This is a genomic window from Pseudomonas sp. LH1G9 (assembly GCF_002949975.1).
Classification (GTDB): domain Bacteria; phylum Pseudomonadota; class Gammaproteobacteria; order Pseudomonadales; family Pseudomonadaceae; genus Aquipseudomonas; species Aquipseudomonas veronii.
Genome location: NZ_CP026880.1, coordinates 4,337,388 through 4,361,224, shown reverse-complemented (window position 1 = coordinate 4,361,224; position 23,837 = coordinate 4,337,388). Strand labels below are relative to the sequence as shown.

The 23,837-nt window shown below is 60.3% G+C and carries 25 protein-coding genes; 17 read left to right on the top strand and 8 right to left on the bottom strand.

The window, feature by feature from the left end:
- Positions 1-124: 124 nt before the first annotated feature.
- A complete protein-coding gene (locus C5F70_RS20195; RefSeq protein ID WP_003171734.1) occupies positions 125-562 on the bottom strand; it encodes a YhcB family protein in 438 nt (145 codons plus the stop codon).
- Positions 563-709: 147 nt separating this feature from the next.
- Between C5F70_RS20195 and C5F70_RS20190 the strand changes: the two genes are divergently transcribed.
- The 3 genes from C5F70_RS20190 (at position 710) to zapE (ending at position 3,893) form a co-directional block, all read left to right on the top strand.
- Complete coding sequence (locus tag C5F70_RS20190; RefSeq protein WP_104903951.1) at positions 710-1,339, top strand: alpha/beta hydrolase; 630 nt, start codon at positions 710-712, stop codon at positions 1,337-1,339.
- Positions 1,340-1,363: 24 nt separating this feature from the next.
- A complete protein-coding gene (locus tag C5F70_RS20185; RefSeq protein WP_104903950.1) occupies positions 1,364-2,719 on the top strand; it encodes a tryptophan--tRNA ligase in 1,356 nt (451 codons plus the stop codon).
- A 79-nt stretch (positions 2,720-2,798) separates the two neighbouring features.
- Positions 2,799-3,893 carry a cell division protein ZapE gene (gene zapE, locus C5F70_RS20180; protein WP_026139826.1) on the top strand — a complete coding sequence of 365 codons (1,095 nt, stop codon included), beginning with the start codon at positions 2,799-2,801 and terminating at the stop codon, positions 3,891-3,893.
- A 129-nt stretch (positions 3,894-4,022) separates the two neighbouring features.
- Here zapE and C5F70_RS20175 read toward each other — a convergent pair whose 3' ends face one another.
- On the bottom strand, positions 4,023-4,943 hold the full coding sequence (locus C5F70_RS20175; protein ID WP_169850558.1) for a GlxA family transcriptional regulator: 921 nt from the start codon (positions 4,941-4,943) through the stop codon (positions 4,023-4,025).
- 220 nt (positions 4,944-5,163) lie between these two features.
- Between C5F70_RS20175 and C5F70_RS20170 the strand changes: the two genes are divergently transcribed.
- A complete protein-coding gene (locus tag C5F70_RS20170) occupies positions 5,164-6,300 on the top strand; it encodes an acyl-CoA dehydrogenase family protein (RefSeq protein WP_104903949.1) in 1,137 nt (378 codons plus the stop codon).
- 114 nt (positions 6,301-6,414) lie between these two features.
- Here the strand turns inward: C5F70_RS20170 and C5F70_RS20165 are convergent, their stop codons facing one another.
- Positions 6,415-7,455, bottom strand: a complete 1,041-nt coding sequence (locus tag C5F70_RS20165; protein ID WP_102617140.1) for an NADP(H)-dependent aldo-keto reductase — start codon at positions 7,453-7,455, stop codon at positions 6,415-6,417.
- Between the two features lie 248 nt (positions 7,456-7,703).
- On the opposite strand from C5F70_RS20165, the gene rplM reads away from it, so the two are divergent.
- The 8 genes from rplM (at position 7,704) to C5F70_RS20125 (ending at position 13,498) form a co-directional block, all read left to right on the top strand.
- Entirely contained in the window at positions 7,704-8,132 is a 429-nt protein-coding gene (rplM, locus tag C5F70_RS20160; RefSeq protein ID WP_010568039.1) for a 50S ribosomal protein L13, read from the top strand.
- A 14-nt stretch (positions 8,133-8,146) separates the two neighbouring features.
- Complete coding sequence (rpsI, locus tag C5F70_RS20155) at positions 8,147-8,539, top strand: 30S ribosomal protein S9 (RefSeq protein WP_003171743.1); 393 nt, start codon at positions 8,147-8,149, stop codon at positions 8,537-8,539.
- 266 nt (positions 8,540-8,805) lie between these two features.
- Positions 8,806-9,399 (top strand): ubiquinol-cytochrome c reductase iron-sulfur subunit, encoded by a 594-nt coding sequence (gene petA / locus C5F70_RS20150; RefSeq protein ID WP_026139825.1) that lies wholly within the window; start codon positions 8,806-8,808, stop codon positions 9,397-9,399.
- Complete coding sequence (locus C5F70_RS20145; RefSeq protein WP_017845421.1) at positions 9,399-10,610, top strand: cytochrome bc complex cytochrome b subunit; 1,212 nt, start codon at positions 9,399-9,401, stop codon at positions 10,608-10,610. Before petA ends, C5F70_RS20145 begins: the two co-directional genes overlap by 1 nt.
- Positions 10,610-11,389: a cytochrome c1 gene (locus tag C5F70_RS20140; RefSeq protein ID WP_046384697.1), complete on the top strand. Its 780-nt coding sequence runs from the start codon at positions 10,610-10,612 to the stop codon at positions 11,387-11,389. Before C5F70_RS20145 ends, C5F70_RS20140 begins: the two co-directional genes overlap by 1 nt.
- A gap of 146 nt (positions 11,390-11,535) precedes the next feature.
- Entirely contained in the window at positions 11,536-12,153 is a 618-nt protein-coding gene (locus tag C5F70_RS20135; RefSeq protein ID WP_010568030.1) for a glutathione S-transferase N-terminal domain-containing protein, read from the top strand.
- A 17-nt stretch (positions 12,154-12,170) separates the two neighbouring features.
- Positions 12,171-12,590, top strand: a complete 420-nt coding sequence (locus tag C5F70_RS20130) for a ClpXP protease specificity-enhancing factor (protein WP_017845419.1) — start codon at positions 12,171-12,173, stop codon at positions 12,588-12,590.
- Between the two features lie 158 nt (positions 12,591-12,748).
- Positions 12,749-13,498: a FadR/GntR family transcriptional regulator gene (locus C5F70_RS20125; RefSeq protein ID WP_104903948.1), complete on the top strand. Its 750-nt coding sequence runs from the start codon at positions 12,749-12,751 to the stop codon at positions 13,496-13,498.
- Here the strand turns inward: C5F70_RS20125 and C5F70_RS20120 are convergent.
- The 3 genes from C5F70_RS20120 to C5F70_RS20110 all read right to left on the bottom strand — a co-directional run bounded on the left by C5F70_RS20120 (position 13,495) and on the right by C5F70_RS20110 (position 15,466).
- Positions 13,495-13,689 carry a hypothetical protein gene (locus tag C5F70_RS20120; RefSeq protein ID WP_032804233.1) on the bottom strand — a complete coding sequence of 65 codons (195 nt, stop codon included), beginning with the start codon at positions 13,687-13,689 and terminating at the stop codon, positions 13,495-13,497. The two genes, C5F70_RS20125 and C5F70_RS20120, sit on opposite strands and share 4 nt — an antisense overlap.
- A gap of 139 nt (positions 13,690-13,828) precedes the next feature.
- Entirely contained in the window at positions 13,829-14,188 is a 360-nt protein-coding gene (locus C5F70_RS20115) for a hypothetical protein (protein WP_017845416.1), read from the bottom strand.
- Between the two features lie 114 nt (positions 14,189-14,302).
- The gene (locus C5F70_RS20110; RefSeq protein ID WP_104903947.1) at positions 14,303-15,466 is read right to left on the bottom strand and encodes a phospholipase; all 1,164 of its coding nucleotides are present in this window, start codon (positions 15,464-15,466) and stop codon (positions 14,303-14,305) included.
- A 223-nt stretch (positions 15,467-15,689) separates the two neighbouring features.
- On the opposite strand from C5F70_RS20110, the gene kdgD reads away from it, so the two are divergent.
- The 5 genes from kdgD to C5F70_RS20085 all read left to right on the top strand — a co-directional run bounded on the left by kdgD (position 15,690) and on the right by C5F70_RS20085 (position 22,346).
- Positions 15,690-16,601: a 5-dehydro-4-deoxyglucarate dehydratase gene (gene kdgD / locus C5F70_RS20105; RefSeq protein WP_046484710.1), complete on the top strand. Its 912-nt coding sequence runs from the start codon at positions 15,690-15,692 to the stop codon at positions 16,599-16,601.
- 54 nt (positions 16,602-16,655) lie between these two features.
- Complete coding sequence (locus C5F70_RS20100) at positions 16,656-18,101, top strand: aldehyde dehydrogenase family protein (protein WP_104903946.1); 1,446 nt, start codon at positions 16,656-16,658, stop codon at positions 18,099-18,101.
- A gap of 168 nt (positions 18,102-18,269) precedes the next feature.
- Positions 18,270-19,634 (top strand): MFS transporter, encoded by a 1,365-nt coding sequence (locus C5F70_RS20095; protein ID WP_046384693.1) that lies wholly within the window; start codon positions 18,270-18,272, stop codon positions 19,632-19,634.
- A gap of 12 nt (positions 19,635-19,646) precedes the next feature.
- A complete protein-coding gene (garD, locus tag C5F70_RS20090) occupies positions 19,647-21,200 on the top strand; it encodes a galactarate dehydratase (RefSeq protein ID WP_104903945.1) in 1,554 nt (517 codons plus the stop codon).
- Positions 21,201-21,404: 204 nt separating this feature from the next.
- A complete protein-coding gene (locus C5F70_RS20085; RefSeq protein WP_104903944.1) occupies positions 21,405-22,346 on the top strand; it encodes an AEC family transporter in 942 nt (313 codons plus the stop codon).
- A 27-nt stretch (positions 22,347-22,373) separates the two neighbouring features.
- On the opposite strand, the gene C5F70_RS20080 is transcribed toward C5F70_RS20085, so the two are convergent.
- Positions 22,374-22,757 carry a carboxymuconolactone decarboxylase family protein gene (locus tag C5F70_RS20080; RefSeq protein ID WP_017845409.1) on the bottom strand — a complete coding sequence of 128 codons (384 nt, stop codon included), beginning with the start codon at positions 22,755-22,757 and terminating at the stop codon, positions 22,374-22,376.
- Positions 22,754-23,800: a calcium/sodium antiporter gene (locus tag C5F70_RS20075; RefSeq protein ID WP_104903943.1), complete on the bottom strand. Its 1,047-nt coding sequence runs from the start codon at positions 23,798-23,800 to the stop codon at positions 22,754-22,756. Before C5F70_RS20075 ends, C5F70_RS20080 begins: the two co-directional genes overlap by 4 nt.
- Positions 23,801-23,837 lie beyond the last annotated feature (37 nt).

Here is a 23,837-nt window from a genome sequence, read left to right as displayed (position 1 = left end):
TCCGCCGCTATCGGGAGCAAGCTCCCTCCCACAATGGCATCCCCGCTGGTCTGGAGATTGAGGCTCAACAAAAAGCCCGGCTGATCATCGATCAGCCGGGCTTTTTTACAGCGCCTGAAAAGACTTACTTCTTCAAGCCGTAATGCTCATCCAGCATGCCAGGGGCGTTCGGCGTTTTTGGCGCGTAGTCCCGTGGCGGCTCCTGGTTTTCCCGTGGCGGGGTCAGGCGTTCCCGTGGAGTTTGCGGTGCATCGGAATGCAGCGCGGCCAGCAGGCGCTGACGGGTGATGTCGTCGAGCGCCAGGCGGTTGGCGCCGTCGGCGAGGTGATCCTGTACTTCCTGGTAGCTCTGGGTGAGCTTCTTGACCAGGGTCGCGGTGCTGTTGAAGTGGGTAACAACCTCGTTCTGATAACTGTCAAAACGTTCCTGAATGTCATCCAACTGACGCTGCGTGCGGTTAGGCGCGGCATTCGGCAGCAAGCGAGCAACCAGGAATCCAATGGCGACACCGGCAACCAGGGCAAGAGTCGGCAACAACCAAACTAAGAGCGAGTGTTCCACGAGTCCTTCCTCTATAAACGGCTTTGCTTTACGTTAACGGCTCGGACCTGCGCTGTATACCGCGATTAAGCTCGCAATGATGCCATGCACAGACTTTTAGCTAGACGAGTCGACCCTTTGATAGGTCACGGAGTTCATTCCTTGCTCATGCGTGAAACCCCTGTTTTGATCGATGGCCCGGTAGGCCAATTGGAAGCCCTGTACCTGGATCAGCCCGCGCCACGTGGCCTGGCGCTGATCTGCCACCCTAACCCGGTGCAGGGTGGGACCATGCTCAATAAAGTTGTTTCGACCCTGCAACGCACCGCCCGCGATGCCGGTTTGATCACCTTGCGATTCAATTACCGTGGCGTCGGTGCCAGCGCCGGCACCCATGACATGGCCAGCGGTGAAGTGGACGATGCCGAAGCGGCCGCCACCTGGTTGCGCAAGAAACACCCCGACCTGCCGATCACCTTGTTCGGTTTTTCGTTTGGTGGCTATGTCGCCGCCAGCCTCGGCGGTCGTCTGGAAGCCAAGGGCGAAAAGCTCGCGCACCTGTTCATGGTCGCCGCCGCGGTGATGCGCCTGGGCGATGCCGACCTGCTGCCGCAGAACTGCCCGCTGACCCTGATCCAGCCGGAAACCGACGAAGTGGTCGACCCGCAATGCGTCTACGACTGGTCCGCCGCCCTGAAACGCCCCCATGAGCTGCTGAAAGTGGCAGAATGCGGACACTTTTTTCATGGCAAGCTCACCGATCTCAAGGATCTGGTGCTGCCGCGCCTCTCGAATTGATAGCAGTCTGATAAGCGATTACCCATGACGACTCGTACCCGTATCCTCACCGGCATCACCACCACCGGCACGCCACACCTGGGCAACTACGCCGGTGCGATCCGCCCGGCGATCCTTGCCAGTCAGGACGCCAATGCCGACTCCTTCTACTTCCTGGCCGACTACCACGCCCTGATCAAATGCGATGACCCGCAGCGCATCCAGCGCTCGCGTATGGAAATCGCCGCGACCTGGCTGGCCGGTGGCCTGGATGTGAACCGGGTGACGTTCTATCGCCAGTCCGACATTCCCGAAATCCCCGAGCTGACCTGGCTGCTGACCTGCGTCGCCGCCAAAGGCCTGCTCAACCGCGCCCACGCCTACAAGGCGTCGGTGGACAAGAACGTGGAAAACGGCGAAGACCCGGATGCGGGCATCACCATGGGCCTGTACAGCTACCCGGTGCTGATGGCGGCGGACATTTTGATGTTCAACGCGCACAAGGTGCCGGTGGGCCGCGACCAGATCCAGCACGTGGAAATGGCCCGCGACATCGGTCAGCGCTTCAACCACCTGTTCGGCAACGGTAAAGAGTTCTTCACCCTGCCCGAGGCGGTGATCGAAGAAAGCGTCGCCACCTTGCCGGGCCTGGACGGTCGCAAGATGTCGAAGAGCTACGACAACACCATCCCGTTGTTCACCAGCGCCAAGGACATGAAAGACGCGATCTCGCGGATCGTCACCGACTCCCGCGCGCCCGGCGAAGCCAAGGACCCGGACAATTCGCACCTGTTCACCCTGTACCAGGCGTTTGCCAGCAAGGCCCAGGAACAGGAATTCCGCGCCGAGTTGCTGCAAGGCCTGGGCTGGGGCGAGGCGAAGAACCGTCTGTTCCAACTGCTGGACGGGCAACTGGGTGAAGCCCGTGAGCGTTACCACCAATTGATGTCGCGCCCGGCGGACATGGAAGACCTGCTGCTGATCGGCGCCAAAAAAGCCCGCGCCGTGGCCGCGCCGTTCCTCGCCGAGCTGCGCGAGGCCGTTGGCCTGCGTTCGTTCGTCAACCAGGCCGCGGCGCCGGTCAGCACCAAGAAAAAGGCCGCGAAAGCCGCGCGCTTCGTGAGTTTCCGCGAAGACGACGGCAGCTTCCGCTTCCGCCTGTTGGCGGCTGATGGCGAGCAACTGCTGTTGTCGCGCAACTTTGCCGACGGTAAAACAGCTGGTGCGGTGACCAAGCAATTGCAAAGCGGCGCCGCGCTGGACGTGCGCCCTGAAGCCCTGAGCTTCAGCGTATGGCTGGACGACGCTGCGGTTGCCGACAGCGCGCCATTCGCCGACACCGCGTCGCGCGATGCCGCCATCGAAGCCCTGCGCGTTGCGCTGACCCCCCTCGAGGATTAACCCGACCAAGGGTTGATTGCCATTATCCGGGGCCGTCGTTACAGTGACGGCCCGTTTTTGTTGCCTTGCTAACGAAATTATGACGCCCCTAGAACGATATCAAGCTGATCTGAAACGCCCTGAATTCTTCCATGACGCGGCCCAGGAAACGGCGGTGCGTCATTTGCAGCGTCTGTACGAAGACCTGGTCGCGGCTTCGCAGAGTAAGCCAGGGATGCTCGGCAAGCTGTTTGGCAAGAAAGACCGCACGCCGGTCAAGGGCCTGTACTTCTGGGGCGGCGTGGGTCGCGGCAAGACCTACCTGGTGGACACGTTCTTCGAAGCGCTGCCGTTCAAGGAAAAGGTCCGCACGCACTTCCACCGCTTCATGAAGCGCGTCCATGAAGAGATGAAAACCCTGCCGGGCGAGAAAAACCCGTTGACCATCATCGCCAAGCGGTTCTCCGCAGAGGCGCGGGTGATCTGCTTCGATGAGTTCTTCGTCTCCGACATCACCGACGCCATGATCCTTGGCACCCTGATGGAAGAGCTGTTCAAGAACGGCGTGACCCTGGTCGCTACCTCGAACATCGTGCCCGATGGCCTGTACAAGGACGGCCTGCAACGCGCGCGCTTCCTGCCGGCCATTGCGCTGATCAAGCAGAACACCGAGATCGTCAACGTCGACAGCGGCGTCGATTACCGCCTGCGGCACCTGGAGCAAGCGGAGTTGTTCCACTTCCCGCTCAACGACGCGGCGCAAGATAGCCTGCGCAAAAGCTTCCGCGCCCTCACGCCGGAATGCACCCATGCGGTGGAAAACGACAAGTTGATCATCGAAAACCGCCAAATCATCGCGCTGCGTACCTGCGATGACGTGGCCTGGTTCGACTTTCGCGAACTGTGCGACGGCCCGCGCAGCCAGAACGACTACATCGAACTGGGCAAGATCTTCCACGCCGTGATCCTCAGTGGCGTGGAGCAGATGAGCGTCAGCACCGACGACATCGCGCGCCGCTTTATCAACATGGTCGACGAGTTCTACGACCGCAACGTCAAGTTGATCATCTCGGCGGAAGTCGAGCTCAAGGACCTCTACACCGGCGGTCGCTTGAACTTCGAATTCCAGCGCACCCTGAGCCGCCTGCTGGAGATGCAGTCCCACGAGTTCCTGTCGCGGGCGCACAAACCCTAAGCACGACGCAGTAAAAAGTGTGGGAGGGGGCTTGCTCCCGATAGCGGTGTATCAGTGCCAGATGTACTGACTGATACACCGCTATCGGGAGCAAGCCCCCTCCCACATTTTGTCTCTGTACAGCCCTGATTACGCGGCTTGCTGGAATTGCTGGCGGTACTGGTTCGGTGACAGCTCGGTGTGCTGCCTGAACAGCCGCGCAAAGAAACTCGCATCGTCGTAGCCCACCTCATAACTGATGGTCTTGATGCTCTTGCGGCTGCCCGAGAGCAGCCCTTTCGCCGTCTCGATGCGCAAGCGTTGCAGGTAATGCAGCGGCTTGTCGCCGGTGGCGGTCTGGAAGCGGCGCATGAAGTTGCGGATGCTCATGCCGTGCTCCCGGGCCACGTCCTCGAAGCGGAACTTGTCGGCGAAATGCTCTTCGAGCCAGTGCTGGATCTGCAGGATGATCACATCCTGGTGCAGCTTCTGCCCGCCGAAACCGATCCGTCCCGGCGAATAGTTGCGCTGCACTTCGTAAAGAATATCGCGGGCCACGGCCTGGGCGATGTTGGCGCCGCAGAAGCGTTCGATCAGATAGATATAGAGGTCGCAGGCCGAGGTGGTGCCGCCGGCGCAGTACAGGTTGTCGGCGTCGGTCAGGTGCTTGTCCTGGTTGAGCTGGACCTTGGGGAAGCGCTCGCTGAAGGCAGTGAAGAAACGCCAGTAGGTGGTCGCCTCCTTGCCATCGAGCAGCCCGGCTTCGGCCAGCCAGAACACCCCGGTCGCTTCGCCGCAGAGCACCGCGCCGCGGGCGTGCTGTTCTCGCAGCCACGGCAGCACTTGCGGGTAACGCGTACTCAGGGCATCGAAGTCATCCCAGAAGGCCGGCAGCACGATGATGTCGGCGTCTTCCAGGCCGCCGTCCACCGGCATGATCACATCACTGAAGCTGCGCACCGATTGCCCGTCGGGGCTGACCAGGCGCGTTTCGAACGCGGGAGTCAGGCCCAGGCCTTGTTGTTTGCCGTAACGCAGGCTGGCGAGGTGGAAGAAATCCTTGGCTTGCATGAGGGTGGAAGCGAACACCCGATCAATGGCCAAAATGCTGACGCGCCGCAAGGGCGTGGAGATTTGGTTAGACATAATTTCATTTATTCTTATAGGGGAAAGTGGTCACCAGACGGCTGGATCGTCTTATTTTTTGTCGCATGTGTCCAGTGTCCTGTGACGCCTTCGCGGCATAGGCTCTGTGGTTCGTCTTTGTCCGACAATCCACGCAGGTGACCTCATGATCCCCAGAACGTTGTTCAGCCCGGAACACGAACTCTTCCGCCAGAGCGTGCGTACCTTCCTTGAAAAAGACGCTGCGCCGTTCCATGCGCAATGGGAGAAGCAGGGCTATATCGACCGTGCGCTGTGGAACAAGGCCGGCGAGGCGGGGATGTTGTGTTCCCATCTGCCGGAGGAGTACGGCGGCCTGGGCGCGGACTTTCTCTACAGCGCGGTGGTGATCGAAGAGATCAGCCGCCTGGGCCTGACCGGCATCGGCTTCTCCCTGCATTCGGACATTGTCGCGCCGTACATCCTGCATTACGGCAGTGAAGCGCTGAAGCACCAATACCTGCCCCAATTGATCTCCGGCGAGAAGGTCACGGCCATCGCCATGACCGAGCCGGGCGCCGGGTCCGACCTGCAAGGGGTCAAGACCACGGCGGTGCTGGACGGTGATGAGTATGTGATCAACGGCTCCAAGACCTTCATCACCAACGGTTTTCTCGCCGATCTGGTGATCGTGGTCGCCAAGACCGACCCCAAGGCCGGCGCCAAGGGCACCAGCCTGTTCCTGGTGGAGGCCGCTACGCCGGGCTTCGACAAGGGCAAGCGCCTGGAGAAGGTCGGCATGAAGGCCCAGGACACTTCGGAGCTGTTCTTCCAGGATGTCCGTGTGCCCAAGGAAAACCTGCTGGGCCAGGCGGGCATGGGCTTCGCCTACTTGATGCAGGAGCTGCCGCAGGAGCGCTTGACCGTGGCGATTGGCGCGCTGGCGTCAGCCGAAGCGGCGCTGCAATGGACCCTCGACTACACCCGTGAGCGCAAGGCCTTCGGCAAGGCGATTGCCGACTTCCAGAACACCCGCTTCAAATTGGCGGAGATGGCCACCGAGATCCAGATCGGCCGCGTGTTCGTCGATGAATGCCTGGCGTTGCACCTGGAGGGCAAGCTCGACGTGCCCACCGCCGCGATGGCCAAGTACTGGGCCACGGACCTGCAATGCAAGGTGCTCGACGAGTGTGTGCAATTGCACGGCGGCTACGGCTTCATGTGGGAATACCCGATCGCCCGCGCCTGGGCGGATGCGCGGGTGCAGCGGATTTATGCGGGGACCAATGAGATCATGAAGGAGATTATTGCGCGGGCGCTTTGATTTCGATGGTGTGGCTGAGGGCCTCATCGGGGGCAAGCCCCCTCCCACGTTTTACTGGGTTCACACGGCTAAGTGTGGGAGGGAGCTTGCCCCCGATAGCGGTCTAGAGATCAATCAAGGTGCTGGATTAGGATGATCCTTCTGAATCGCCTCAATCCCCTCCAGCACCTCTTTCGACAGTTTCAGGTCAGCGCTGGCAAGGTTGCTGTCCAGTTGCTCCAGGCTCGTCGCACCAATGATGTTGCTGGTCACGAACGGCTGTTGCGTGACGAACGCCAACGCCATCTGCGCCGGGTCCAGGCCGTGTTCGCGGGCCAGGGCCACATAGCGGCTGCACGCTGCTTCCGACTGCGGGTTGAAATAGCGGCTGAAGCGGCTGTATTCGGTCAGGCGGGCTTTTGCCGGGCGCGCACCGCCTTCGTATTTGCCGCTGAGCATGCCGAATGCCAGGGGCGAATAAGCCAGCAGACCGCACTGTTCGCGAATGGCGATTTCCGCCAGGCCCACTTCAAAGCTGCGGTTGAGCAGGTTGTAGGGGTTCTGGATCGACACCGCGCGGGTCCAGCCGCGGGCTTCGGCCAGGGCGAGGAACTTCATGGTGCCCCACGGCGTTTCGTTGGACAGACCGATGTGGCGGATCTTGCCGGCCTTCACCTGCGCGTCCAGCGCTTCGAGGGTTTCCTCCAGCGGCGTCAGGTCGTCTTCGTCCTTGTGCTTGTAGCCCAGTTGGCCGAAGAAGTTGGTGCTGCGCTCCGGCCAGTGCAACTGGTAGAGGTCGATCCAGTCGGTCTGCAGGCGCTTGAGGCTCGCATCCAGGGCTTCGACGATGTGCTGGCGGTTGTGGCGCAGGTGGCCGCCGCGGATATAGTCGATGGTGTTGCCGGGGCCGGCGATCTTGCTGGCGAGAATCCAGTCGGCGCGGTCGCCGCGGCTTTTGAAGTAATTCCCGATGTAGCGCTCGGTGGTGGCATAGGTGTCGGCCTTGGGCGGCACCGGGTACATTTCCGCCGTGTCGAGGAAGTTGATCCCCGCGGCCTTGGCCCGTTCGATCTGCGCGAAGGCCTCTGCCTCGCTGTTCTGCTCGCCCCAGGTCATGGTGCCCAAGGCTATCGCGCTTACGTGCAGATCGGTACGGCCCAGCTGTCGATAATCCATCGGGTGCTCCTTCGGGGAAAACAATCATAAAAGCAGGTTGAATTTTTTTTCGCAATCTGCATAATTGCCCACCTCTTTCTGCAGTGGAAGTGATGCGCCGCCTGCCGAAGAATCTTGCCGTTGAACGGACGCGCCGACCCGAGCCCCCGATAGCGTCTGTATCCGGCTGCCTTTGACTTGTCAAAGTACGCACTATTCAGTAAGATCCGCCGTCTAATTTACAGGGCGGCCCCTGAGGCTATTAAAGAATGACAACTTTTACTGCAAAACCGGAAACAGTTCAGCGCGACTGGTTTGTCGTCGACGCCGCTGGTCAGACTCTGGGTCGTCTGGCCACTGAAGTCGCCAGCCGTCTGCGTGGCAAGCACAAGCCTGAATACACCCCTCACGTTGACACCGGTGACTACATCGTGATCATCAACGCTGAGCAGGTACGTGTTACCGGCAACAAAGCGCAAGACAAAATGTACTACCGTCACTCCGGTTTCCCAGGCGGCATCAAGTCTTCCAATTTCGAAGGTCTGATCGCCAAGAAGCCTGAGGCCCCGATTGAAATCGCGGTTAAAGGCATGCTGCCGAAGGGCCCACTGGGTCGCGATATGTTTCGCAAGCTGAAAGTCTATGCGGGCGCTGCTCACCCTCATGCTGCTCAGCAGCCCCAAGAACTGAAGTTTTAACGGAATAGTTCATTATGTCGGCGACTCAAAATTACGGCACTGGCCGTCGCAAAACCGCAACCGCACGCGTTTTCCTGCGTCCGGGCACTGGTAACATCTCGATCAACAACCGCACTCTGGACAACTTCTTCGGCCGCGAAACTGCCCGCATGGTAGTTCGTCAGCCGCTGGAATTGACCGAGACTGTTGAAAAGTTCGACATCTACGTCACCGTTATCGGTGGCGGTGTAAGTGGTCAAGCTGGCGCAATCCGCCACGGTATCACTCGCGCTCTGATGCAGTACGACGAAACCCTGCGTGGCGCTCTGCGCAAAGCTGGCTTCGTGACTCGTGATGCTCGTGAAGTTGAACGTAAGAAAGTCGGTCTGCGTAAAGCGCGTAAGCGTCCGCAGTACTCGAAGCGTTAATTCGCTTTACGTTGCACAAAAACGCCCAGCCTCCTTACGGAGCTGGGCGTTTTTTATTGCCTGCTATTTATGCATAAATTTCGGCGTGACAACTTGCCACAGCCGTAGACCCCCTATACTACAAGGCTTGGAGCTGGAGCTCCGGGTAATTCCCTTGTCAGGGGTGGGGCTTTTCATTACCATTCGGCAAAATTTTTATAAGTTCAGATTTAATACTTAGTAGACGCCTGATTTAACAGGCCAAAAAGCTGATGGGAGAGGACTGAATGAGCAATGACGGCGTGAATGCAGGCCGGCGTCGCTTCTTGGTAGCAGCCACATCCGTGGTGGGTGCTGCAGGAGCGGTGGGGGCTGCGGTCCCGTTCGTGGGGTCATGGTTTCCCAGTGCCAAGGCGAAAGCCGCAGGTGCACCGGTGAAGGTGAATATCAGCAAGATCGAGCCAGGCCAGCAGATGATTGCTGAGTGGCGCGGTCAGCCGGTCTTCATTGTTCGTCGAACGGAGGAAATCCTGGGAAATCTGAAAAAGATCGAAGGCCAGTTGTCTGACCCCAAATCTGAGTTTTCCGACCAACCCGCCTACGCCAAAAACGAAGCACGTTCGATCAAGCCAGAGATTCTGCTGCTGGTCGGGCTGTGTACCCACCTGGGATGCTCACCTACTTTCCGCCCTGAAGTGGCGCCGGTCGACCTGGGCAAAGATTGGGTCGGCGGCTATTTCTGCCCCTGCCACGGTTCGCACTACGACCTGGCCGGACGCGTCTACAAGTCGCAACCTGCTCCACTGAACCTACCCGTGCCTCCGCATAACTACGAATCTAACGACATCATTGTCATTGGCCTCGACAAGGAGAACGCGTGATGAGTAAGTTCATGGATTGGGTGGATGCGCGCTTCCCCGCCACCAAAATGTGGGAAGACCATCTCAGCAAGTATTACGCGCCAAAAAACTTCAACTTCTTCTACTTCTTCGGCTCCCTGGCACTGCTGGTGCTGGTCAACCAGATCGTCACCGGCGTCTGGCTGACCATGAGCTACACCCCGTCGGCGGAGGAGGCATTCGCTTCCGTCGAATACATCATGCGTGACGTCGAGTACGGCTCGATCCTGCGCCTGTTGCACTCCACCGGCGCCTCGGCGTTCTTCATCGTGGTCTACCTGCATATGTTCCGTGGTTTGCTCTACGGTTCGTACCAGAAGCCTCGTGAGCTGGTGTGGGTGTTCGGCATGCTGATCTACCTGGCGCTGATGGCTGAAGCCTTCATGGGCTACCTGCTGCCGTGGGGCCAGATGTCGTACTGGGGCGCCCAGGTGATCATCTCGCTGTTCGGCGCGATCCCGGTGATCGGCAACGACCTGACGCAGTGGATCCGTGGTGACTACCTGATCTCGGGCATCACCCTGAACCGCTTCTTCGCCTTGCACGTAGTGGCCTTGCCGATCGTGATTCTCGGCCTGGTGGTGCTGCACATCCTGGCGCTGCACGAAGTGGGTTCCAACAACCCCGACGGTGTGGACATCAAGAAGCACAAGGACGAGAACGGCATCCCGCTGGATGGCATCCCGTTCCACCCGTACTACACCGTGAAAGACATTGTCGGTGTCGTCGTGTTCCTGTTCGTGTTCTGCTCGATCGTGTTCTTTTTCCCGGAGATGGGTGGTTATTTCCTGGAAAAACCTAACTTCGAACAGGCCAACGCCTTCAAGACACCTGTGCATATTGCCCCGGTCTGGTACTTCACGCCGTTCTACGCGATCTTGCGGGCGATCCCCGACAAGCTCATGGGCGTAATCGCCATGGGTGCGGCCATCGCGGTGCTGTTCGTGCTGCCTTGGCTCGACCGAAGCCCGGTCAAGTCCATGCGCTACAAGGGCTGGCTGAGCAAGATCTGGCTGTGGGTGTTCTGCATTGCGTTCGTGATCCTGGGTGTGCTGGGCGTCCTGGCGCCAACCCCTGAGCGCACGTTGCTGTCGCAGGTCTGCACCTTCCTGTACTTCGCCTACTTCATTCTGATGCCGTTCTATACCCGGCTAGAGAAGACCAAACCGGTTCCGGAAAGGGTGACTGGCTGATGAAAAAATTATTCGTTGCATTGATGCTTGCGGCGCTGCCGCTACTGTCCTTCGCTTCCGAGCAAGGCCCTGAGTTGGAAAAAGTCGCTATCGACGTGTCTGACAAAGCGGCCATGCAGGACGGCGCACGCACGTTCGCCAACTATTGCATGGGTTGCCACAGCGCCAAGTTCCAGCGTTACGAGCGTGTTGCCGATGACCTGGGCATCCCGCACGAGGTGATGCTCGACAAGCTGGTGTTCACCGGCGCCAAGATTGGCGACCACATGAATATCGGCATGCAGCCAGCGGACGCCAAGAACTGGTTCGGCGCTGCGCCGCCCGACCTGACTTTGGTGGCGCGGGTTCGCGGCACCGATTGGCTCTACGGCTACCTGAAATCCTTCTACGAAGACCCTGCGCGTCCATGGGGCGTGAACAACGTGGTGTTCCCGAACGTCGGTATGCCTAACGTTCTGGTCGGCCTGCAGGGTCGCCAAGTGATAGGATGCAAGCAGGTTCAGGTAGTCGAGGGCGGCAAGAAGCAATTTGACCCGTTGACCGGCACGCCGCTGACACATGAAGCGTGCGATCAACTGACCATCGTGCCCAAGTCCGGCGCGCTGAACGAAGAGCAGTTCGACGAGAAGGTCAAGAATCTCGTGACCTTCCTGGCCTACTCGGCCAACCCGGTCAAACTGCAGCACCAGCGCATTGGTACGTATGTCTTGCTGTACCTGGCTTTCTTCTTCGTATTCGCTTATCTGCTCAAGCGCGAATACTGGAAGGATGTGCATTGATCCAACCGTAAGCAATTGCTGTTAATCTTGCGCGCCCAGCGGCATCTCTAACCCGTAGCGACCTGGTCATCAGGTACTACTGAGATGCTCTCTGGGCGCGCTCGTTTTTGAGCTTTCGATAATTTCAACAAGCGAGGAGGACCGCCATGGGCGTGACCAATCGGTTGGCCTGTTACTCCGACCCCGCCGACCACTATTCCCACCGAGTACGCATCGTGCTCGCAGAGAAGGGTGTCAGCGCCGAGATCATCAGTGTGGAGGTGGGTCGTCACCCGCCGAAGCTGATCGAAGTGAACCCTTACGGCAGCTTGCCCACCCTGGTCGATCGTGACCTGGCGTTGTGGGAGTCAACCGTGGTGATGGAATATCTGGATGAGCGTTACCCGCATCCGCCTTTGCTGCCGGTGTACCCGGTGGCGCGTGCCAACAGCCGCCTGCTGATCCATCGGATTCAGCGCGACTGGTGCGGGCTGGTGGATTTGATTCTGGATTCGCGCAGCAAAGAGGCGGCCCGTGTCGTGGCGCGCAAGGAATTGCGCGAGAGCCTGACGGGCGTTTCGCCATTGTTCGCCGACAAGCCTTTTTTCCTCAGTGAGGAACAAAGCCTGGTGGATTGCTGCCTATTACCCATACTCTGGCGCTTGCCGATTATGGGCATTGAACTGCCGCGGCCGGCCAAGCCGCTGCTTGATTACATGGAGCGCCAGTTTGCGCGTGAGGCTTTCCAGGCGAGTCTGTCTGGTGTCGAACGCGATATGCGCTAAGGCTTAAGGAGCCGTTGATGAACTCCAGTCGACCCTACCTGGTTCGCGCGCTCTATGAGTGGATTGTGGACAACGATTGCACCCCGCACATGCTGGTCAATTCTGAGTTTCCTGCGGTTCAGGTTCCGCAGGGTTTTGCCAGCGACGGGCAGATTGTGCTGAACGTATCGCCCAGCGCAGTGCGCCACCTGCACATGGACAACGAGGCAGTCAGCTTCGAAGGGCGTTTCGGCGGTGTGCCGCATACGCTGTACGTGCCGATTGGCGCCATCCTCGGGATCTACGCCCGGGAAAATGGCCAAGGCATGGTGTTCGATCTGGAGTCGCCTTTCGAGGATGACGAAGCGATCGACGGGGAAGATGGCGATGATGTGCCGCCACCGGATACCGAGCCACCGCGTCCAAGCGGCCGGCCGAGTCTGAAAGTGGTGAAGTAAGCGGCTTTTGCCTTCGGGCGCGGCTGAAAAATGCCTCGGCGGTTGCCGGGGCATTTTTTTGCCTGGCCGTTGTAGATGAAAGTCATGCCTGGAGCGGTGATCGTACAACCGCCATGGGCTATGATGCCTGTTCAGTTCACCAAGAAAGATGACCCAACATGGAAAACACCAACACCGCCCCTCGTCTTCCCCGCAAGCGCCGCAGCCTTGCCCAGGAATTGGTCACGGTGTTGTCCGAGCAGATCCGCGACGGCCAACTCAAGCGTGGCGACAAACTGCCTACCGAATTGGCGATCATGGACGCCCATGGCGTCAGCCGCACGGTGGTGCGTGAAGCCATCTCGCGCTTGCAGGCGGCGGGGCAAGTGGAAACCCGCCACGGTATCGGCACTTTTGTCTTGGATACGCCAAGCCCCAGCGGTTTCCGCATTGACCCGGCCACCATCGTGACCCTGCGCGATGTGCTGGCGATCCTGGAACTGCGTATCAGCCTGGAAGTGGAATCCGCGGGCCTGGCCGCGCTGCGCCGCAGCGACGAACAACTGGCCGGCATGCGTGCCGCCCTCGACGCCTTGAATGAAAGCGCCGCCCATGCTGGCGATGCGGTGGCGTCGGACTTCCAGTTCCACCTGCAGATTGCCCTGTCCACCGGCAACCGCTACTTCACCGACATCATGACGCACCTGGGCACCAGCATCATTCCGCGTACCCGCCTGAACTCGGCACGCCTGGCCCAGGATGACCAGCAGCACTACATGAAACGCTTGAGCCGCGAGCACGAAGAAATCTACGAAGCGATCGCGCGCCAGGATTCGGATGCGGCGCGGGCGGCGATGCGCTTGCATTTGACCAACAGTCGCGAGCGGCTGCGCCATGCTCACGAAGAAGCAGAGGCGCAGCGGGGTTAAGGGTAGGTCACGACCTCAAGTGCCACATCAGTGATGGGCTCGTTAAGATCGAACGGGACGGTGAGGAATCGTTTAACTACCTCGTATTGGGTAGCGGCACCTTCAAATTCGAGAATATCTCCTTTGTAAATCACGCCATCAAAGGTGATCTGCTTTTTTTTGCCGTCCGGCATATTGAGCTCGTATTTCATGGTCTTCACACGCCAGTGTTGGAGGGTGGAGTGTTGCTTTATCTGCATGCGCAAACGGCCGTGAATACCGGTCCAGATACGTCCCCAGGGCAGGTCTGGTGCCTGCGACGAGAGCGATGCGGTGCGGATAAGCGCTGTGTCACTGCGAGACCGTTATCATCAACGGCTTAGAATAGAACCTTCCCGATTCGCTGTTTATCGCGTATCGCACCTGCACCGTTTGGTTGACGAATGTCTTCAAGTCATCGGCAGCGATATCGAGCTTGAGATTCGACTCCTTCACGTAATCTTCCTTGTTGGGGTCGTACTGTCCGGCGTTCTTTTCCTGCCCTTCGGCTTCCGGGGACTCGGGGTCCGGTCCTACGATGATAGATACTTGGGCGCTTGCGGAAACCTCATTGGGCTCGGGGATGGAAAACTCTATGCGTGCGCCGCTTGCCAGGCTCACTTGAACCGGGCAAGAAGCGTCGCCGACAAGGCTCGGGGCTTCGATGGTCATGATTGAGTGCTCCTTTGCACAGAAGCCAGAGAGCCTGGCTCCTATGCGGGGTTATCGCCCTCGTTGAAAATCGGCGTAACTGTTAGAAATCACAGTCACGACAAACGGTACGGCTCAAGCCGGCGTATTGGGTGTGTAGTCCTTCAGCAGCAAGTACGTACTCCACCCCCACCAATCAGCAGTCCAGTGTTTGTCGTTCAGGTCATTCACGTCCTTGCGTCGCAGCACCTTGTCGCCTTCCATCTTGAACAGCGGCGAAAAGTTATTCGCCGGGTTCTGTGCTGCATTCAGGTCCGGCACATACAGCGGCGCCTTGAAGGTGGCCGGGGAGGGCGCAACACCGCTGATAAACGCGTCGAAGACCTCATCGGCCGACGCCTGCACGGCGCGTTTGACCTGCGCCCGGTTGGCCGCGTCGCCGGCGTCGAAATAGCGTTTATCGCCGTAGGCATGCCATTCGTCACCGACTGCATTGCGCACCTTGAGCCCGAACTTGCTGTCTTCATCGTGCATGAAGCGGCTGATCAGCGAGCCCAGCTCCCCAGGCGTCACCACGGCGGCCAGCTGTTTGCGCGGCACGCGCAGGTGGCCGGCGGAAAACAGATCGGTCAAGAAGTGATCGGCAAAACTGTTCATCGCGTAGGCCAGCTCCAGCGCCTGGTCGGTGCCGCTTTGATGGGCGATGACGGCTTGTTGCAGCGCCGCCGTATGCCCGGCCAGGTAAGCCGACAATGCCCATTCGCCAAAGTGGTCGGCGTTGTCCGCCGCCAGCTTCAAGTAGCGGCCCAGGGGGAACAGTGCCGAGACCGCGCTGCCGCCGCCGGTGATGCGGTTCCACTCTTCAGACAACGTATCTCCGAGCACGGCGTAGGCGTCGTGGGCGGATTTGCCGTCCTTGATCGCCTGGTTGACCGCGTTGATCTCCTTTTGCATCACCGCCAGGATCTTGTGTGCTTCCTCCCGTGACGCCGGCAGTCCTGCCAGTGAGTTGAATGCGGCGTTAAAGCGTTGCACGTGTTCGGCAGGCGAGGCGCCATCACTGATGGGTTGGCCGGGGATGCCATAAAAGTCACCGCCCAGGGCGATCACTTGCCCGTAAGTCAGCGCCAGGCCGTTGGGCAGGTGCAGCTCGACGAGTCGGGCGGCAATCGCCGGGGCGTCTTTGGCGAAGCGCAACAGTGTGTCGTCGCCGATGGCAGTGTGTTCACCGCCTTCGAAACGCAGGGAGGGTAGGTTTTTTGCGGGTGCTGCGGGTGCTGCGAGTTCAAGACCGGACATGTTAGCTCCTTGCTATGTCGTAGGAATCTTCCTTTATTGCTGTATGTATATACAGCTGTTCGAGCATAGAGGAAAAAACTCCTACGTCAATGCGCTCTCTCTCAACAGGCGGTTCGATGAATTGCAGTTGACGAAATATTTTATAGTTGTACGATGACGTATGACATAAGCAAAACCAACAACAACCTTTCGCCAGAAAGTCTTTGCCCAGGGTGTTCGAATAATGAATCCACAAGAACTGAAGTCCATCCTCTCTCACGGTCTGCTGTCTTTTCCCGTGACCGATTTCAACGCCCAGGGTGATTTTCACCAGGCCGGCTATATCAAACGTCTGGAGTGGCTGGCTCCCTACGGCGCCACTGCGCTGTTCGCCGCCGGCGGCACCGGTGAGTTTTTCTCCCTCGCGGCCAGCGAATATTCTCAGGTTGTGAAGACCGCGGTGGATACCTGCGCCACCAGCGTGCCGATCCTCGCCGGTGTCGGCGGTTCGACCCGCCAGGCCATCGAATACGCTCAGGAAGCCGAGCGCCTCGGTGCCAAAGGCTTGCTGCTGCTCCCGCACTATTTGACCGAAGCCAGCCAGGACGGGGTTGCCGCCCACGTGGAAGCGGTGTGCAAGTCGGTCAAGATCGGCGTGGTGGTATACAACCGCAACGTCTGCCGCCTGACTGCGCCTTTGCTGGAGCGCCTGGCCGAACGTTGCCCGAACCTGATCGGCTACAAGGACGGCCTGGGTGACATTGAATTGATGGTGTCGATCCGCCGTCGTCTGGGCGACCGTTTCAGCTACCTGGGCGGCCTGCCGACTGCAGAGGTTTACGCCGCTGCCTACAAGGCCCTGGGCGTGCCGGTGTATTCCTCGGCGGTGTTCAACTTCATCCCGAAAACCGCGATGGATTTCTATCACGCCATCGCCCGCGACGATCACGCCACCGTCGGCAAGATCATTGATGACTTCTTCCTGCCGTACCTGGACATCCGTAACCGCAAGGCCGGCTACGCGGTGAGCATCGTCAAGGCGGGCGCCAAAATCGTCGGCTATGACGCCGGCCCGGTTCGCACGCCACTGACCGATCTGCTGCCGGAAGAATACGAAGCCCTGGCCGCGCTGATCGACCAGCAAGGCCCGCAATAACTTATCTATAAGGCCGCTGAGCAATCAGCGGCCTTTTGCGTCAGGAGAAGATTCGTGTCCCAAGCCAAACGTTTTGAAAACTACATCAACGGCCAATGGGTGGCTGGCGCTGATTATTGCGTCAACCTCAACCCGTCGGAGTTGTCCGATGTCATTGGCGAATATGCCAAGGCGGATGTCGTCCAGGTCAACGCTGCCATCGATGCCGCCCGCGCTGCGTTCCCGGCCTGGTCGACGTCCGGTATCCAGGCTCGCCACGACGCACTCGATAAAGTCGGCAGCGAAATCCTCGCCCGGCGCGAAGAGCTCGGCACGTTGCTGGCTCGGGAAGAGGGCAAGACCCTGCCTGAAGCCATTGGCGAAGTGACCCGCGCCGGTAATATCTTCAAGTTCTTCGCCGGCGAGTGCCTGCGCCTGTCCGGCGACTACGTGCCGTCGGTGCGACCGGGCGTCAATGTCGAAGTCACCCGCGAAGCCCTCGGCGTGGTCGGCCTGATCACCCCGTGGAACTTCCCGATTGCCATCCCCGCGTGGAAAATCGCTCCGGCCCTGGCCTACGGCAACTGCGTGGTGATCAAGCCGGCGGAGCTGGTGCCGGGCTGTGCCTGGGCCCTGGCAGAAATCATCTCCCGCGCCGGTTTCCCCGCCGGTGTGTTCAACCTGGTGATGGGCAGCGGGCGGGTAGTGGGCGATGTGTTGGTCAACAGCCCGAAAGTCGACGGCATCAGCTTCACCGGTTCGGTCGGCGTCGGGCGTCAGATCGCGGTCAGCTGTGTCTCGCGCCAGGCCAAGGTGCAGTTGGAAATGGGCGGCAAGAACCCGCAGATCGTTCTCGATGACGCCGACCTCAAGCAAGCCGTCGAGCTGTCGGTACAGAGCGCGTTCTATTCCACCGGCCAGCGTTGCACCGCCTCCAGCCGCTTGATCGTCACCGCCGGTATTCACGATCAGTTCGTCGCGGCCATGGCCGAGCGCATGAAGTCGATCAAGGTCGGCCACGCGTTGAAAAGCGGCACCGACATCGGCCCGGTCGTCTCCCAGGCCCAGTTGGACCAGGACTTGAAATACATCGACATCGGCCAGAGCGAAGGTGCGCGGCTGGTGAGCGGTGGCGGCCTGGTGACCTGCGACACCGAAGGCTACTACCTGGCGCCGACGCTGTTCGCCGACAGCGAGGCGACCATGCGGATCAGCCGCGAAGAGATCTTCGGCCCGGTGGCCAACGTGGTGCGCGTGGCGAACTACGAGGCGGCGCTGGCCATGGCCAACGACACCGAGTTCGGTTTGTCGGCGGGCATCGCCACCACCTCGCTGAAATACGCCAACCACTTCAAGCGCCACTCCCAGGCCGGGATGGTGATGGTCAACCTGCCGACTGCCGGCGTGGATTATCACGTTCCGTTCGGTGGCCGTAAAGGTTCATCCTACGGTTCGCGTGAGCAAGGTCGCTATGCGCAAGAGTTCTACACCGTGGTGAAAACCAGCTACATCGGTTCGTAACACTGTAGGAGCGAGCTTGCTCGCGAAAAATTTCAACGAATACGCAGACATTCAGGGGGCACGCGGTGCCTTTGAGTTTTTCGCGAGCAAGCTCGCTCCTACAGGGGCGGCGTCCAGCAACACATAAATATCACCCGCAAAAAAAATAATTAGTGGGAGTACTTCTACATGCAAGCGACCAAGCCGACCCATGTCCGCTATTTGATCCTGCTCATGCTGTTTCTGGTGACCACGATCAACTACGCCGACCGGGCCACCATCGCAATTGCGGGTTCCAGCCTGCAAAAAGACCTCGGCATCGACGCGGTCACCCTCGGTTACATCTTCTCTGCATTCGGTTGGGCCTACGTGGCCGGGCAAATCCCCGGCGGCTGGCTGCTCGATCGGTTCGGCTCGAAAAAAGTCTATGCCCTGAGCATCTTCACCTGGTCACTGTTCACCATATTGCAAGGCTATGTCGGTGAGTTCGGTGTCTCCACGGCAGTCGTGGCGCTGTTCATGCTGCGCTTTATGGTGGGCCTGGCCGAAGCGCCGTCCTTCCCGGGTAACGCGCGCATCGTGGCCGCCTGGTTCCCCACCGCCGAACGCGGCACGGCCTCGGCGATCTTCAACTCGGCGCAGTACTTCGCCACGGTGCTGTTCGCGCCGCTGATGGGCTGGATCGTCTACAGCTTCGGCTGGCAGCATGTGTTTATCGTGATGGGCGTGATCGGCGTCCTGTTCTCGCTGGTCTGGCTGAAAGTTATCCACAGCCCGCGCCAGCATCCGCTGATCAACGAAGCCGAGTTCAATCACATCGCGGCTAACGGTGCGATGGTCGATATGGACCAGGACAAGGGCAAGGGTAAGAAAACCGACGGTCCGAAGTGGGATTACATCCGCCAGTTGCTGACCAACCGCATGATGCTCGGCGTGTACCTGGGCCAGTACTGCATCAACGGCATCACCTACTTCTTCCTGACCTGGTTCCCGGTGTACCTGGTGCAGGACCGCGGCATGACCATTCTCAAGGCCGGGTTCATTGCCTCATTGCCGGCGATCTGCGGGTTTATCGGCGGTGTGTTGGGCGGGGTGATCTCCGACTACCTGCTGCGCAAAGGCCATTCCCTGACCTTCGCCCGCAAGGCGCCGATCATTGGCGGCCTGCTGATCTCCAGCAGCATCGTGGCCTGCAACTACGTGGATATCGAGTGGATGGTGGTGGGTTTCATGGCCTTGGCCTTCTTCGGCAAAGGCGTTGGCGCACTGGGTTGGGCGGTGGTGTCCGACACCTCGCCGAAACAGATCGCCGGGCTCAGTGGCGGCCTGTTCAACACCTTCGGTAACCTGGCGTCGATCACCACGCCGATTGTCATCGGTTACATCATCAGCACCACCGGTTCGTTCAAATGGGCCCTGGTGTTTGTCGGCGCGAACGCGCTGGTGGCCGTGTTCAGTTACCTGGTGATTGTCGGCCCGATCAAACGCGTGGTGCTCAAAGAGCCGCCAAGCCAAGGGCCTGAGTTGACCAACCTTACCCAAGCGCATTCCTGAAGGGGCCGTGTGATGCAGTTGATTGAACATGCCGACTCGCCGCGCTCGATTCGTTTGCACGAGCGCGACAACGTGGTGATCGTGGTCAATGACCAGGGTGTACCGGCCGGGACCGAGTTCCCGGACGGCCTGGTGACCGTGGATTTCATTCCGCAAAGCCACAAAGTGACCCTCGAAGATATCCCCGAAGGCGGTCGGATCATTCGCTACGGCCAAACCATCGGTTACGCCCTGGCGCCGATTCCACGCGGCAGTTGGGTGCAGGAAGATCAACTGCGCATGCCCACCGCGCCGCCGCTGGACAGCTTGCCGCTGTCCACCGAGGTGCCAGCGGCCCAGGCGCCGCTGGAAGGCTTTACCTTCGAGGGCTATCGCAATGCGGACGGCACCGTGGGCACGCGCAATATCCTCGGCATCACCACCACCGTGCAGTGCGTCACCGGTGTGCTGGACCATGCGGTCAAGCGCATCAAGGACGAGTTGCTGCCCAAGTACCCGCATGTCGATGACGTGGTGGCGCTGACCCACAGCTACGGCTGCGGGGTGGCGATCACCGCGACGGATGCGTATATCCCGATCCGCACCGTGCGCAACCTGGCGCGCAACCCGAACCTGGGTGGCGAAGCCCTGGTGATCAGCCTGGGCTGCGAGAAATTGCAGGCCGGGCAGGTGATGCACGACAACGACAGCTCCGTCGACCTGAGCGAGCCGTGGCTGTATCGCCTGCAGGATTCCAGCCACGGGTTTAACGAGATGATCGAGCAGATCATGGCCCTGGCCGAGGTGCGCCTGAAGAAGCTCGACCAGCGCCGCCGGGAAACCGTGCCGGCGTCCGAGCTGATCCTGGGCATGCAGTGCGGCGGCAGTGATGCGTTTTCCGGCATCACCGCCAACCCGGCGCTGGGGTTCGCTTCGGACTTGTTGCTGCGAGCGGGGGCGACGGTGATGTTTTCCGAAGTCACGGAGGTGCGTGATGCCATCTACCTGCTGACTTCTCGTGCGCAAACCAAGGAAATCGCCGAGGAACTGGTACGGGAAATGGACTGGTACGACCGTTATCTGGCCAAGGGCGAGGCGGATCGCAGCGCCAATACCACGCCGGGGAACAAGAAGGGCGGGTTGTCGAACATTGTCGAGAAGTCCCTGGGCTCCATCGTCAAGTCCGGCAGCAGCGCGATCAACGGCGTGCTCGGCCCGGGTGAACGCTTCAAGGGCAAAGGCTTGATCTTTTGCGCCACGCCGGCCAGCGACTTCGTGTGCGGCACCTTGCAACTGGCGGCGGGGATGAACTTGCATGTGTTCACCACCGGGCGCGGCACGCCTTACGGGCTGGCGATGGCGCCGGTGGTGAAGGTCTCGACCCGCACGGAGCTGGCGCAGCGCTGGCCGGACCTGATCGATATCGACGCCGGGCGCATCGCCACCGGGCGTGCGAGCATTGAGGAGTTGGGGTGGGAGTTGTTCCACTTCTACCTGGATGTAGCCAGCGGCAGGAAGCAAACGTGGGCGGAGCAGCACAAGCTGCATAACGACATTACGTTGTTCAACCCGGCGCCGATTACTTGAGACCGAGTCGCCGTTATCGGGGGCAAGTCGAGTCGTCGCACCGCCCCTCCCACACTGAGTCTGCGTCAGACACACAACGGCGACCCAATGTGGGAGGGGCGGTGCGACGACTCGACTTGCCCCCGATAGCGGTCTATCAGGCGCCATTGGGCCGTATGGCTTATCATTAGCCCCCTAACGACGCCCACCAAGGTTCTCCCCGGCATGCTGGTTATCTTCCTCACCACCCTCACCATCACCGCGCCGGTGTTTGCCATGTTGTTCCTCGGTGTGCTGCTCAAGCGCATCAACTGGATCAACGACAGCTTTATCCACACGGCATCGTCCCTGGTGTTCAACGTCACCATGCCGGCGCTGCTGTTTCTCGGCATCCTGCATGCCGACCTGCATTCGGCGCTCAAGCCGGGTTTGCTGATCTACTTCGCCGTCGCCACGCTGTTGAGCTTTGCCCTGGCCTGGGGCTGGGCGATTTTGCGCTGCAAGCGTGAAGACCGGGGCATCTACGCCCAGGGTGCGTTTCGCGGCAACAACGGGGTGATCGGCCTGGCGCTGGCGGCCAGTATGTACGGTGATTACGGCATCTCCCTCGGCGCGATCCTCGCGGCGCTGGTGATCCTGTTCTACAACACGCTGTCGACCATTGTGCTGGCGGTGTACAGCCCGGTGATCAAGTCCGACCCGTGGAGCATCTGCAAAAGTGTGCTGGCCAACCCGCTGATCGTCAGCGTGATTGCGGCCGCGCCGTTCGCCTATTTCCAGATCGGCTTGCCGGGCTGGCTGGAAAAATCCGCGCAGTACCTGGCCGACATGACGTTGCCGTTGGCGCTGATCTGCATCGGCGGCACCTTGTCGCTGGCGGCGTTGCGCAAGAGCGGCAACATGGCGCTGAGTGCGAGCTTGATGAAGATGGTCTGGCTGCCGGTGGTCGCCACCCTGGGGGCGTGGTTGCTCGGGTTTCGCGGGCCGGAACTGGGGATTCTGTTCCTGTACTTCGGCGCACCGACTGCAGCCGCGAGCTTCGTGATGGCCAGGGCGGCGCAGGGGAATCATGAGCTGGCGGCGGCGATTATCGTGATCACCACCTTGATGGCGGCGGTGACCACGAATATCGGGATTTTTGTGTTGCAGGCGGGCGGGTGGATCTGAGCTGTGCCGGTGATAGCTACCTGACCATCACTGCTTGTCCGCCTGATACGCCTCAATCACTTCCTGCGCCGCGCGAAACGCCTCGATCGCCGCCGGCACACCGGCATACACCGCGCAATGCAGCAGCGCTTCGCGGATCTCTTCGACGGTGCAGCCATTGTTCAGTGCGCCGCGTACATGGCCTTTGAGTTCCTGCGGGCACTTGAGCGCGGTGAGGGCGGCGAGGGTGATCAAGCTGCGCGTCTTCAGCGGCAAGCCTTCGCGGTTCCACACGCTGCCCCAGGCATGTTCGTTGACGAAGTCCTGCAGCGGCTGGGTGAATTCGGTGGCGTTGCCCAGGGCGCGGTCGACGAACGCATCGCCCATCACCTGACGACGCATTTCAACTCCGGGCTTTTTCTGATCGGTCATTGCGATTCCCTCTTGTGTTGGCGGCGCCAGGCTCGCAGCGTGCTGAACAACAGGAAAGCCACCAGCACTGGCAGGACGTAATACAGCATCAGTTGTTCAAGTTTGTTGGCCAGGCGCATGCCGGTGGTGAATGCCATCACATGCAGCCCATACGCCAGGTACAAGCCCAGCAGCACCAGGCCTTCGGCACGGGTCACGCGGTAGCCGGTATAAAACACCGGCAGGCACAACACCACCACGCCGAGCATCACCGGCAGGTCGAAATCCAGGGCATTGGGCGACACCGACAGCGGCGAGGGCGCGAGCAGCGCGGTCAGCCCCAGTACGCCCAGCAGGTTGAACAGGTTGCTGCCGATCACGTTACCCACGGCGATATCCCGCTGGCCGCGCAGGGCCGCGATCAGCGAGGTGGCCAGGCACGGCAGTGAAGTGCCGACGCCGATCAGCGTCAAGCCGATGATGCGTTCCGACAGGCCCAGGTCGCTCGCCACATCCACCGCCGCACCCAGCAACAAATGCCCGGCCAGCACCAGCACCAGCAAGCCGCCGAACATCAGCAATACGCTGCTCAACCAGGGCGCCTTGGCCACCGTGTCCAGCGTGCGCGGGCGCCGTGAGTGGCGGGTCTGGTAGTGCAGCACGCCGAGGTAGGCCAGCAGGGCCGCGAGCAGCAGCGAACCGTCGAGTGGTGTCAGTTCTTCATTGGCCGCCAGGGTAAACACCAGCAGGCCGGCGAGGATCATCACCGGGATATCCAGGCGCACCAGTTGCCGCGAGACCCGCAGCGGAATGATCAGCGCCGACAGGCCCAGGGTGACGAGGATGTTGAAAATGCTGCTGCCGATCACGCTGCCCACGGCAATGTCGGTATTGCCGGCGAGGGTGGCTTGCAGGCTGACCGTCATCTGCGGCGCACTGCTGCCGAAGGCGACGATCGTCAGGCCGATGATCAGCGGGCGGACCTTGAGGCTGGCAGCCAGGCGCACCGCGGCGCGCACCAGGATTTCGGCGCCAACGATCAGCAGCAGCAGGCCGCTGATCAATTCGATCAGGCTCCAGGGCGAGAGGGCGGTTAATCCG